This is a genomic window from Corallococcus sp. RDP092CA (assembly GCF_041903675.1).
In the GTDB taxonomy this organism is placed as follows: domain Bacteria; phylum Myxococcota; class Myxococcia; order Myxococcales; family Myxococcaceae; genus Corallococcus.
The window spans coordinates 40,234-52,123 of record NZ_JAYESI010000019.1 but is presented as its reverse complement, the minus strand read 5'-3'; the positions used below and the strand labels follow the sequence as shown (position 1 = coordinate 52,123).

Here is an 11,890-nt window from a genome sequence, read left to right as displayed (position 1 = left end):
GGTGGGATGTCTCAGGGGTGGGGCTTCGAACTAGGCCGCGTGCGACGAGCCGCCGCCCACGTGCCGCGCCACCACGTCCAGGAACTCGTTGGAGGACTCGGAGATGTCCACGGAACGGGCATCCACCCAGCCCTGCAGGAAGTTGTAGGCCATCACGGCGGGGATGGCCACCAGGAGGCCGAACGCCGTGGTGATGAGCGCCTCGGAGATACCAGCGGAGATGGTCGCCAGACCGCCGGAGCCCGCCGCCGCCATGAGCTGGAAGGCGTTCACGATACCCATCGTGGTGCCGAGCAGACCGACGAACGGCGCCGTCGAACCGACCGTGGCCAGCAGGCCCAGGCCGCGCTTCAGGCTCTGCACCTCGCGCTGCGCCTGGCGCTCCAGCGCGCGGGCCACGGACTCCACCGCCAGGTCCTTGTTCCCGGGGTTGATCCGGTACGCCGTCAGGCCGGAGTTGATGACGCGGCCCAGGTGGCCCACGTCCTTGCCCAGATTGGTGTTCGCGGCGGTGGTCAGGTCGCCCTTCGCGAGGATGGCGCCCATCTTGGCGGCGAAGTTGCGGCTGTCCGAGCGGGTCTTGCGGAAGACGATGATCCGCTCCGCCATGACGACCAGCGACGCCACCGACATGATGGCGAGGGTGAAGATGATCATACGGGCGAAGAGGCCCGTGTGGTGCCAGATATCAATCAGGGTAAATTGCATGGCTGTGGAGCGCTCCTCCTCACGAGCGCGAGGTGATGTTCGGCGGACTGCTCAAGCGGGGCTGCCTGCTCTGGATCAGCGCGGCAGCTTCAGGTTGAAGTTGAACGTGTACTGCACTTCGACCGGCCTGCCCTGGAACGTGACCGGCTTGTAGCGTGAGGCGGTGAGCACGTCCATCACGGCCTGCTCCATGTGAGGGAGCGGCTTGATGACCCGGCAGCGCTCGACCTTTCCCTCGGTCGTTATCACGCACTTCACGATCATCAGACCCTGCACGCGCGCCTCGAGGGCCTCGCGCGTATAGGTCACGTCGGGACCCGCGACCTTCTCAGGACGCGTCATGCCCTGGCCGAACGCCAGCACGTCCGTGCCCGTTCCACCCAGCTGGCCGCCCACCACGCCACCGATCACGCCGCCCACCACGCCACCCACCACACCGCCCGCGACGCCACCCTCCACGCCGCCTTCGACCTCGGCCTCGCTCGCCTCCTCCTGCTCGGGCTCGGGCGCGGACTCCGTCTCCTGCGGCTTCTCCTTCGGGATCTCCTTCGGCTGCACGATCACGTCCTTGGGCTTCTTGGGCGTGACCTTCTTCTCCGTCTTCGGCTTCGACGCGGGCGGAGGAGGCGGAGGAGGGGGCGGCGGCGGCGCCATCGTGGCCTTCAGCGTGACCTCGACCTCCTTCTCCTCCACGGGAGGCGGGCGCGTGGAGAGATAGGCCACAAGACCCAGCAGGCCGACGTGGAGCAGCGTGGAGACACCGGCACCCACGCCGAAGCGCGACCTGGGTCCTTGCCCGCGGTCAAGGACTGAATCGAACATGCACGTAACTCCTCTTCACCAGTGGACTACCCGTCCCCGCCATGCCCGGATTGAAGGGCGGCCACCATACAGAAAAGGGCTCCGGGTTCAAGCAACCGTGTCTGGCGGCACTGCCGTGATCGCGCAATGCCCCACTGGTCACTAAAAAGCAACGGTCTATTGACAACTGCTTGACCTCGGCTATTTTCCCGAGTCATTTTCGGTTGCAGCCCACCTTGGAGGGGTTTGGTATGCAAGTGAAACAAGTACTCCGGGAAACCGGAGTCGTCCTTGCTGCGGGTCTGTTGTACGGATCCGCGGCTTTCGCGCAGTCCAGCGTCATCATCGGCACTGTCATCAATACTGAGGACAAGAAGCCGGCAGCGGATGTCGTTGTGACCGCCACCTCGCCCAACCTGCAGGGCGAGCAGACCGTGGTTACCGACGCACAGGGTAACTACCGTATTCCCCAGCTTCCACCGGGCACGTATACCCTGCGGTTCGAGAAGGAGTCGTTCCAGCCTTTCGCCCGCTCCGAAATCCAGCTGCTCCTCAACCGCACCATCCGCGTGAACGTGGAGCTGCTGCCTGAGGGCCTCTCGTCGACGGAAATCGTCATCGGCCAGGCGCCGACGATCGACGTCGGTTCGACGAACCAGGGCCTCAACGTCGATCAGGAGTTCATCAAGCGCATCGCGGTGGCTCGTCCCGTGGGCAAGGGTGGCGCGACGCGCTCCTTCGAGTCCCTGGCCGAGCTCGCCCCTGGCGCGCAGTCCGATTCGTACGGCGTGTCCATCAACGGCACGACCTCGCCTGAGAACGGCTACGTGGTGGACGGTCTGTCCACGAACGACCCGGCCTTCGGCGTGAACGCCAGCCCGCTGAGCATCGAGTTCGTGCAGGACGTGAACATCATCACCGGCGGCTACATGCCGGAGTTCGGTCGCTCCACGGGCGGTGTGATCAACGCGGTGACCCGGTCCGGCTCCAACGAGTTCCACGGCTCCGTGTTCGCCAACTGGACCCCGGGCGCCCTGGAAGGCAACCGCAAGCTGGTCATCGAGGACGGCAGCACGATCACCGGCCTGAACGCCCTGAGCAACCTGGGCGACTTCGGCGCGACCCTCGGTGGTCCCATCCTCAAGGACAAGCTCTGGTTCTTCGCTGGCTTCGCGCCGTCGTTCCAGCGTTACGAGCACACCCGCGCGCTCAACGCCTTCGTCCTGAACGAGGAAGGCGATGTGGCGACGGACGCGAACGGCTTCAGCGTCGTCCAGCAGATCCCGGGTTCCGAGCGGAAGTACTTCGCGGACTCCCGTACGATCCAGTTCATGGGCAAGCTGACCTACCTCATCAACCAGGACCACAACGTGTCGTTTGCCCTGAACGGCACGCCCACGGTCTCGGGTGGTCTGGGCAAGCTGCAGATCAACCCAAGGACGGGTGGTCTGCCGGCCGCGCAGAACACGCGTCCCGAGGACATCGGCCAGACCGAGAACCGCGCGAACACCACGGCGCTCGCCCTCAAGTACGCCGGCGCGTTCATGGACAAGAAGATCCTGGTCGACGCCAACCTCGGCTGGTTCCACCAGACGGCCTCCACGCCTCCGGCGGACGGCAGCGCCATCGGCTCGACGGACGGCTTGGCCGGCTACGCGCTCGCCCGGTACTCGTACACGCGCCCCCTGACGCGGTTCGAGAACGTGCCGAACGCGGATGAGTACTGCGGCGTGACGGACGCGGAGCGGGCCGTTCGCTGCCCCGTGACCAACTACTTCGTCGGTGGTCCTGGCTTCATGTCCGAGGCCACGCTGGACCGCTACCAGATCAACGCGAAGGCCACCTACCTGCTGAACGCCCTGGGGACGCACGTCTTCAAGGCGGGCGTGGACACGGAGTTCCTGTCCTACGACCAGAAGAAGGCCTACTCCGGTAGCGTCTTCCTGCAGGAGGCCCGCGCTTCGTACAACGGCGCGACCATCCCGATCTGGTCGGACAGCCGCCGCTACGGCTACCAGACGGCTCCGGACACCCCGGTGTTTGAGACCCTGCAGCAGTCTTCCACGAGCGGCACCACCATCGGAGGCTTCCTCCAGGACAGCTGGTCCATCGCCAACCGCGTCACCCTCAACCTGGGCGTCCGGTACGACGTGCAGTCCATGTACGGCGGCGATGGCAACCTGGCCCTGAAGCTCGGCAACCAGTGGTCGCCCCGCATCGGCGCCGTGGTGGATCCGTTCGCCAACGGCCGCGCGAAGCTGTTCGTGAACTTCGCCCGGTACTACGAGCAGGTTCCCCTCAACATGATGGACCGCGCCTTCCCTGGTGAGCGCCGCTTCAGCGCGCGTCGCTTCTTCTCGGAGCCGGGCGCTGGCTCGGCCGGTTGCGATCCGTCCACTCTCGAGGGTCAGCGCGGCAACTGCGCGTCGGACCAGTTCATCGTCCCGCGCGCGGAGAACACCCCCAACGCGAACCAGCTCTACAGCGGCGGTCTGGTGCAGAATGAGCCGGTCGATCCGGACATCGAGCCTCAGTCCTCCGACGAGTTCGTGGTCGGTGGTGAGTACGAGCTCTTGGCGAACACGCGCTTGGGCGCGACGTACACGCACCGGGACATGAACAAGGTCATCGAGGACATGAGCCGCGATGACGGTAACACGTACTTCCTCGGTAACCCCGGCAGCGGCTTCGCCAAGGAGTTCCCGACCCCGGTGCGTGACTACGACGCGGTCACCGTCTACCTGAACCGCACGTTCTCGGATGGCTGGCTGGCGCAGGCGAGCTACACGTGGTCCCGCCTGTACGGCAACTACCCCGGTCTGTTCCGCCCGGAGAACAACCAGCTCGACCCGAACATCCTCGCGGACTTCGACTTGGTGGCCCTCCTGAACAACCGCACGGGTCTGCTGCCCTTTGACCGCACGCACGCCATCAAGGTCTTCGGCGCCAAGGAGTTCAACATCTCCAACGCGTTGTCGGCGAGCATCGGTCTGTCCTACCGCGGCAACTCTGGTACGCCCATCAGCTACCTCGGCGCGTACCCGGGTTACGGCCAGGATGAGACGTTCATCCTGCCGCGCGGCACCGGCGGTCGCACCCCGTGGATCAACAGCGTTGACTCCAACGTGGGCGTGAACTACCGCGTGAGCAAGGACAGCGTGGTGTCCTTCACCCTGGACGTGTTCAACCTCTTCAACTTCCAGGGCGTGGACAGCGTCGACGAGTCCTACACGTTCGCCGAGGTCCTCCCGCTCTACGATCCTGCGACCAAGACTGCCGGCACCCCGGCGGATCTCGGCAGCATCCCGGTCGCCGGGGGAGAGCCGGGGGAGGTTCTGTCCCAGGACGACGTGAACAAGAACTTCAAGAACCCGGATCGTTACCAGGCCCCGCGGCAGATCCGCTTCGGTGTCCGGTACACGTTCTAATCACCTGACCACGTGAGGAAGATCAGCAACATGCGCAAGAGCATTCTTTCAACGGTGGCGGTGCTGGGGCTCGCGGGTGTTCTGTCCGCCTGCGACTCCGAACAGCCGGATCCCGGGTGCATCGTCCAGGACGCTTCGTTCGCGAACTGGTGGGCGAAGTTCGACCCAGTGGATGAGCCGCAGGGCACCTGTGAGGGCTTCGAGCCGCTGGTGGGTGATCAGTTCGGTGTCTGGAAGTTCGCGGACCCGGTGGCGAACACATCCATCCTGGTCCTCCGGCCGCTGAGCCTGGCCGCCCTGGGCAAGTTCGACACGGACAACACGCCTGCCGGGTTCGACAAGCTCCAGGCGACCGGCAACCTGACCATCGATAAGGACCCGGAGGAGTTCTGCACCGCGGATGGGTTCTCGGTGGCGGGGGTTGAGGCGACGGAGGGGGACTTCGCGGCGGAGCCCCAGTCCATCTCGTATCAGTTCGGCAAGGTGCGGGTGTACTCGAGCCCGAGCGCTCCTGGCACACAGATGACTGGCGAGCTGACCTACTCGGTCAACGGATGCACCGCGCACTACGTGATGCGTGCGATCTGGCCGGCGACGTGGTGCGACCCCTCGCTGGATCCGAACGTCGAGGAGAACTTCCCCTCGACGTGCGGCGAGGGCTCCGGCCTCAACCCGGACTTCGCCGTGACGTGCGACCCCGAGGTGGGTTGGTGCGTCCCGTCGAACAAGATCCCGTCGTTCAAGTAGTCGGCACTGCCCGACCTTGAAGGCCAACGCGGCCCCGGCAGCCCCTCCCCCACGCGGGAGTGGCGGTCCGGGGCCGCGCTGTTGTTAGGTGTCCGGAATCCACGTCGGGAGGACCATGGAGGGCCGTTACGAACTCATCGAGCACGTCTGCTCACTGCTGGCGGACGAAGCGGGGACGCTCCGCAAGGAGGCACCCTACCGGGTCGCGCTCTGCTACCCGAGCCCCTACCACGTGGGCATGAGCTCGCTGGGCTACCAGGCCATCTACCGGGAGGTGCATGCGCACGCGGGCGCGACCGCGGAGCGTGTCTTCCTTCCCGATGATGTCGAGACATACAAGAGAACACGGACTCCACTGTTTACATGGGAATCGCAGTCATCCGTGTCTGGCTTTGAAATGCTTGCCTTTTCAGTTGCCTATGAATTGGAGCTTTCAGGCTTGTTCACGATGTTGGATTTGTCTGGGTTGCCAGTTCTTTCCGCTGAAAGGGATGCGAGGCATCCGCTGGTGGTGGCTGGCGGGCCGCTGACGTTCTCCAACCCGGATCCGCTGGAGCCCTTCGTGGACGTGCTCGTCCAGGGGGAGGCGGAGGATTTGATCCACGTGCTGCTGGACGCCGCCGCCTCCCTGGAGCGTGAGGCGCTGCTGGAGCACCTGGCGAAGATCCCCGGCTTCCGGGTCCCCGGACGGGGGGGCATGCGCTACCACGTGGCGAAGGCGACGGACGCCCGGCTGCCGGCGCGCACGCAGATCATCACGCCGCACACGGAGCTGCGCTCGATGTTCCTCATCGAGCCGGAGCGGGGCTGTTCCCGGGGCTGCCACTACTGCGTCATGCGCCGGACCACGAACGGGGGCATGCGGACGGTGCCTCCGGAGCGGGTCCTGTCCCTCATCCCGGAGCATGCGAAGCGCGTGGGGCTGGTGGGCGCGGCGGTGACGGACCACCCGCGCATCGTGGAGCTGCTGCGGACCATCGTGGACTCCGGACGCGAGGTGGGGGTGTCCTCGCTGCGCGCGGACCGGCTCACGCAGGAGCTGGTGGATCAGCTCCGGCGGGGTGGGGCGACGAACCTCACGGTGGCCGCGGACGGGGCGTCCCAGAAGATGCGGGACCTGGTGGACCGCAAGCACTCCGAGGAACAGATTGTCCGCGCCGCGCGGTTCGCCCGCACCGCGGGCATGAAGCAGCTCAAGGTCTACAACGTGGTGGGCCTGCCGCATGAAGAGGACGCGGACATCGACGAGCTGATCCGCTTCACCACGGAGCTGTCGCGCATCCTGCCGGTGGCGCTGGGGGTCGCGCCCTTCGTGGCCAAGCGCAACACGCCGCTGGACGGTGCCCCCTTCGCGGGGCTGCGCGAGGTGGAGAACAAGCTGGAGCGGCTGCGCAAGGGGCTGCGCGGGAGGGCGGAGGTGCGGCCCACCTCCGCGCGCTGGGCCTGGGTGGAGTACATGCTGGCCCAGTGCGGTCCGGAGGCGGGGCTCGCGGCCATGGATGCGTGGCGCGCGGGGGGCAGCTTCGCCGCGTGGAAGCGGGCCTTCCAGGAGCGCGGGTGTGAGCCGTACATGGCCCGGCGGGTGGAGGACGGGCGGCGCCAGCCCACGGTGTGGCCCGTCGTGCCGGGTCGGCCGCCGTCCCAGCCGTCCGCCGCCTGACGGGGCCCGCAAAGGCCGTATTCGCCGGGCTCCGCTTTCGCTAGAAGGCGGCCAGCGGGGCCGATGGCCGGCACTCGCATGGCCTCGGAGAGCATCTGGTGAGCACGCAGCGCGTGGAAAAGTCGTGGCAGAAGACGGGCCTCAAGGACTACTCGACGGAGGCCCTGCTGGGCACGCTGGGGCACTACGGCGTTCCCGTGGGCGAAGAGGACTATCGTAAGCTGGCGGAGTCCGCCTATCCGCTCGGCATCGCCCAGCAGTGGGCGGCGAAGTGGAAGGGCACGGGCCCCTTCAAGGACTACGTCGTGGCCGCGGCCGTGGAGCTGTGGCGCCGGTGGATGCCGGACCGCGTGTCCCCGCAGGAGTTCACCACGTCCCTGGCGACGCTGATGCAGGTGCTCGTGCACAAGCTCAACGGCGCGAAGGAGGCCCCGGTGGCCTCCTCCTTCGAGCACCTCAAGGCGCTGCGCTCGAAGCTGACGGTGGATGACAAGGGCGCGCTGCCCGCGCCGTTCCTCCAGGAGGCGCTGGCGCCCTTCTCGGAGAAGGACGCGGAGCTGTTCGACAGCCTGGCGGAGTCGCTGGCGGCGCAGGGGCACCTGGAGGACGCCATGGCGTTTGCCGAGGTGGAGGAGTTCCTGCTGCCCGACCGGCGCGGCATCTCCCAGGCGGTGGTGCGCGCCGCGAAGGGCGAGCGCGAGCCCGCCATCCAGGACCTCAAGAACCTCATCCACGATACGGCGCGCGCGCCCATCTCGCGCCTGCTGGCGGTGGACGGCCTCATCCACCTGCAGGCCTGGATTGACGCGAACATCGAGGGCCGCGGCCTGCTGGCGGAGGCGGAGAAGGCCAACGACATCCACCTGGCGCTGGACCTGGTGCCCCGCCTGGAGCACGTCTTCAAGCAGCAGAACGACCGCGCGGCGCTCCTGGAGCTGATGGGCACGCAGGAGCGGCTGGAGGCCTTGCACGACAAGATGCACCCGGGCCACCGCGCGCACCGGCACCAGCACGCGCAGCCCCAGCCGCGCCGCCGTCGTTAGGCCTCAAGCGGGGGCCTCAGGTCCCCGTGCGTCGGGGGCCCCGATCTTCCGGGGCCCCGGACACGCCGGGCTCGCCGGGGATGGATGCCGCCGGGCCCGCGGCGTCCGGCGTGCCGGGCTTTTCACCGAGCTTCTCTGGCGCCGGGCGCTTGAGCTTCACGGTGATGACGCCGGGCACGCCCTCCGCCACGTCCCGCACGGGCACCACGGCGCCCACGGTGGTGTAGCGGATGGCGCCCGTCTGGGTGAAGGCGTGCTTGAGGGCGTACTCGCGGGCGCGGGGGAGGAACCACTCGCGCACCCGGGGCAGGGGCAGCGCGTGCAGCTCGCCCTGCGTGAGGAACACGTACACCATCAGGTCCGCGCCGCTGTAGAGGAAGCAGCCGGGGGTGTCCTTCTCCAGGTTGGAGATGAGCTCGAAGAAGTAGCGGCGGCGGGTGGCCTGGCGGTCGCCCTTCACCTCGATGCCGCGCACCTCTCCGGAGGGCAGCTCCCAGAGCAGGTCCACGCCCCGGTGCTGGAAGCGCGGATCCAACTGCACGTCGTGCACGCGCGAGCCGGGCTCCGTCTCCAGGAGCCACGCGCGGGCGTGCTGCACGGCCCGGTCGGCCGCGCCCTGCACGCCCCGCATGCTGAAGCTGCGGCCTCCCATCGCGGCTAGCGGCGCAGCTCGACGCCGGAGGCCACGAGCTGCACCTCGCGGGGCTTGCCGTCGGTGCCGCGCGGGACGATGGCGCCCTCGGCCTCGTAGTGCTTCGCGTGGGCGTCGCTCAGCTCCGCGACCTTCACCACGCCCTCCACGCGCGCCTGCGAGCCCGCGGAGTCCAGCGGGACGAAGAAGCCGTAGTCCTTGAACGTCACGCGCACGCCAGGGCTCTTGGCGTCCTGGGCCAGCTCCAGCCAGCAGCCCTTCTTCTCACACGCCTTGCGCACCTGGCCCTCCACGCGCACGACCTTGCCATCGTGGGCCTGGGGCTTCGCGAGCAGCTCCGAGAGCTTCACCGTGGGCTCGCCCTTGAGGGGCTCGCCGCGGGTGAGCGTCCAGCCGGCGCTCGCGGCCTGGGCGGCCTCGGGCGTCTTCGCGTCGGCGGGGTGGTGGCAGTCGCTCGACGCTTCCGCGGCCTTGGCGGGCTTGTTGGGCGTCTTGTCCGCCGCGAGGGCCACGAGGGGCGCGGCGACCAGCATCACGAGGGCGGTGCGGAGCATGTGCATGCCCGTTCGCTTAGCCCAGGTTTCCCGGGCCCGGCAAGGCACCCCTTCCATCCTCGCGACTTGTCCCGCACACTCGGCGCGAGGTGCGCATGAAGGTCACCATCCCCGCTCCCAACCGCCGGTTGGGCACATTCGAATGGTTCGGGCTCGTCGGGCTCGTCGGGCTGCTCATCGGGCGCTATGTGCCGGTGGCCCGCATCATCCCGTTCTGGGGCTGTGTGCTGCGCGAGCACACGGGCTGGCCCTGCCTGGGCTGTGGGCTCACCCGCGTGGCGGACCGCGTCGCGCACTTCAACATCCCGGGGGCGTGGGAGGCCAACCCCCTGGGCACCGTGTGCGCGCTGCTGTTCGCGCTGGCCGCGGTGGCGACGGCGCTGCACTTCCTCTTCGCGCTGCCCATCCCGGAGGTGGAGCTGGAGGAGCGCGAGTGGCGGTGGGTGCGCATCGCGTTCCCGCTGGTGTTGCTGGTCAATTACGCCTACGTCGTGGTGCACACCCGTTTCCCGCACCTGCTGTCCTGAAGGGCGGGGCCCTGTCCTCTTCCGTGCTCTCCGCCTTCCTCCTGCTGGGCTACCTCTGCGGCTCCGTCCCGTTCGGCGTGCTGCTGACGCGGTGGCTGCGCGGGGTGGACGTGCGCGCCAGCGGCAGCGGCAACATCGGCGCCACCAACGTCACGCGCGTCGCCGGCAAGAAGCTGGGCGCGGTGGTGCTGCTGCTGGACGCGCTCAAGGCCGTCTTGCCCGTGGGGCTGGCCGTGCATTACCTGCCCGGGGACGCGCTCGCGCACGCGCTGGTGGGGCTGGCCGCGGTGCTGGGGCACGTGTACCCGGTGTGGCTCAAGCTCAAGGGCGGCAAGGGCGTGGCCACCGCGCTGGGCGTGCTGGTGGTGCTGGTGCCCCAGGCGGCGCTCGCCGGGGCCATCATCTACGGGCTGGTGGTGGCCCGGTGGCGCGTGAGCTCCGTGGGCTCGCTGTCCGCGGCGGTGGTCGCCATCGCCACCGCGTTCCTCACCGCGCCCGCGCGCGAGTACGTGCTGCTCACCGCGGGGCTATTCGTCCTGATGCTCTGGACGCACCGGAGCAACCTCCAGCGGCTCGCCCGGCGCACCGAGCACCGGCTTTGAGCCGGGCGGCAGCGGCGGGGCGCGGTAGCCCAGCAGCGTGCAGGGGATGGGGCCGTTCCACACGTCGCGCCGGGCCATGGGGCGCGCGTGGAAGGCGCTCTCGAAGGCGGGGTTGCCGGACAGCACCCAGACGCGCCAGCCCGGCAGCGCGCGCAGGGAGTCCCCCAGCTTGAAGTAGAAGGTCTTCATGCCCTTCTGCCCGCCGGAGCCGAGCCGGTCTCCGTAGGGCGGGTTGGTGAGGACGAGCCCGCCGCCTTCCGGCAGGGGAGGGAGCTTCGTCGCGTCGCCTTCCGCGAGCTTGATCTCCTCGCCCAGCCGCGCCGCCTTCACGTTGCGGTCGGCGGCCTCCAGGGCCTCGTCGCTCTTGTCGAAGCCGAGGATGGGGACCTCCACCTTGCGCTCGTTGCGCCGCGCGTCCGCGCGCAGGTCCGCGAGCAGCTCCTTGGCGCGCGGTCCCAGGTGCGGCCAGCGCTCCACCGCGAAGCCGCGGCCGATGCCGGGGGCCCGCCTGCGCGCGATGAGGCCGCCCTCGATGACGAGGGTGCCCGAGCCGCACATGGGGTCCACCAGCGCCTCCGTGCCGGTGTAGCCCGCCGCGCGCAGCAGGGCCGCGGCCAGGTTCTCCTTCAGGGGCGCGGGCGTGGGGCGCACGCGGTAGCCGCGCCGGTGCAGCGGCTCTCCGCACAGGTCCAGGGAGAGGGACAGCTTGTCCTTCACCAGGTGCGCCACCACGGACACGTCCGGGTTGCGCGTGTCCACGTCCGGCCGCGCGCCCAGCTTGTCGCGCAGCCGGTCCACGATGGCGTCCTTCACCTTCAGCGCCACGAAGCCGGAGTGCGCGTGTTGGGTGTCCTTCAGGTTCGCGTCCACCGCGAACGTCACGTTCGTCGTGAGGTGCTCCTCCCACGGCACGCTGGCCACCGCGTCGTAGAGCCCCTGCGCGCCGGGCGCGTCGAACTCGCCCAGCGGGTAGAGGACGCGCATGGCGATGCGGGACCAGAGGCAGACGTTGAGCGCCTCGTCGAGCGCGGCCATGAAGCGCACGCCGCCCCGGTCCTGGCGGATGCGCTTCGCGCCGAGCTCCTTCAGCTCCTCGGCGAGCAGGTCCTCGGTGCCGCGCGCGGCGGTGGCGAATAGGGCAAGACGTTCGGCCATGGTGCACCGCCCT

11 protein-coding genes are annotated in these 11,890 nt (G+C 68.6%); 6 read left to right on the top strand and 5 right to left on the bottom strand.

Annotated features, from left to right (window positions below; all coding sequences use genetic code 11):
* Positions 1 to 30: 30 nt before the first annotated feature.
* Positions 31 to 708, bottom strand: coding sequence for a MotA/TolQ/ExbB proton channel family protein (locus U8525_RS20765; RefSeq protein ID WP_374268019.1), 678 nt, complete (start codon positions 706 to 708; stop codon positions 31 to 33).
* 75 nt (positions 709 to 783) lie between these two features.
* Positions 784 to 1,530, bottom strand: a complete 747-nt coding sequence (locus U8525_RS20760; RefSeq protein WP_374268018.1) for an energy transducer TonB — start codon at positions 1,528 to 1,530, stop codon at positions 784 to 786.
* A 230-nt stretch (positions 1,531 to 1,760) separates the two neighbouring features.
* Between U8525_RS20760 and U8525_RS20755 the strand changes: the two genes are divergently transcribed.
* The 4 genes from U8525_RS20755 (at position 1,761) to U8525_RS20740 (ending at position 8,387) form a co-directional block, all read left to right on the top strand.
* A complete protein-coding gene (locus tag U8525_RS20755) occupies positions 1,761 to 4,937 on the top strand; it encodes a TonB-dependent receptor domain-containing protein (protein WP_374268017.1) in 3,177 nt (1,058 codons plus the stop codon).
* Positions 4,938 to 4,967: 30 nt separating this feature from the next.
* Positions 4,968 to 5,684, top strand: coding sequence for a hypothetical protein (locus U8525_RS20750; protein WP_374268016.1), 717 nt, complete (start codon positions 4,968 to 4,970; stop codon positions 5,682 to 5,684).
* Positions 5,685 to 5,799: 115 nt separating this feature from the next.
* On the top strand, positions 5,800 to 7,344 hold the full coding sequence (locus U8525_RS20745) for a radical SAM protein (protein WP_374268015.1): 1,545 nt from the start codon (positions 5,800 to 5,802) through the stop codon (positions 7,342 to 7,344).
* A 98-nt stretch (positions 7,345 to 7,442) separates the two neighbouring features.
* Positions 7,443 to 8,387 (top strand): hypothetical protein, encoded by a 945-nt coding sequence (locus U8525_RS20740; RefSeq protein WP_374268014.1) that lies wholly within the window; start codon positions 7,443 to 7,445, stop codon positions 8,385 to 8,387.
* 16 nt (positions 8,388 to 8,403) lie between these two features.
* On the opposite strand, the gene U8525_RS20735 is transcribed toward U8525_RS20740, so the two are convergent.
* Both U8525_RS20735 and U8525_RS20730 read right to left on the bottom strand, forming a co-directional pair.
* Entirely contained in the window at positions 8,404 to 9,018 is a 615-nt protein-coding gene (locus U8525_RS20735; RefSeq protein ID WP_374268013.1) for a hypothetical protein, read from the bottom strand.
* A gap of 26 nt (positions 9,019 to 9,044) precedes the next feature.
* Positions 9,045 to 9,599 carry a DUF4920 domain-containing protein gene (locus U8525_RS20730; protein ID WP_374268012.1) on the bottom strand — a complete coding sequence of 185 codons (555 nt, stop codon included), beginning with the start codon at positions 9,597 to 9,599 and terminating at the stop codon, positions 9,045 to 9,047.
* A gap of 89 nt (positions 9,600 to 9,688) precedes the next feature.
* Here U8525_RS20730 and U8525_RS20725 point away from each other — a divergent pair, with 89 nt between their 5' ends.
* Both U8525_RS20725 and plsY read left to right on the top strand, forming a co-directional pair.
* Positions 9,689 to 10,120, top strand: a complete 432-nt coding sequence (locus U8525_RS20725) for a DUF2752 domain-containing protein (RefSeq protein WP_374268011.1) — start codon at positions 9,689 to 9,691, stop codon at positions 10,118 to 10,120.
* Between the two features lie 23 nt (positions 10,121 to 10,143).
* Positions 10,144 to 10,722, top strand: a complete 579-nt coding sequence (gene plsY, locus U8525_RS20720) for a glycerol-3-phosphate 1-O-acyltransferase PlsY (RefSeq protein ID WP_374268010.1) — start codon at positions 10,144 to 10,146, stop codon at positions 10,720 to 10,722.
* Here the strand turns inward: plsY and U8525_RS20715 are convergent.
* Positions 10,648 to 11,877 (bottom strand): class I SAM-dependent RNA methyltransferase, encoded by a 1,230-nt coding sequence (locus U8525_RS20715; protein ID WP_374268009.1) that lies wholly within the window; start codon positions 11,875 to 11,877, stop codon positions 10,648 to 10,650. The genes plsY and U8525_RS20715 overlap by 75 nt on opposite strands.
* Positions 11,878 to 11,890: the final 13 nt, after the last annotated feature.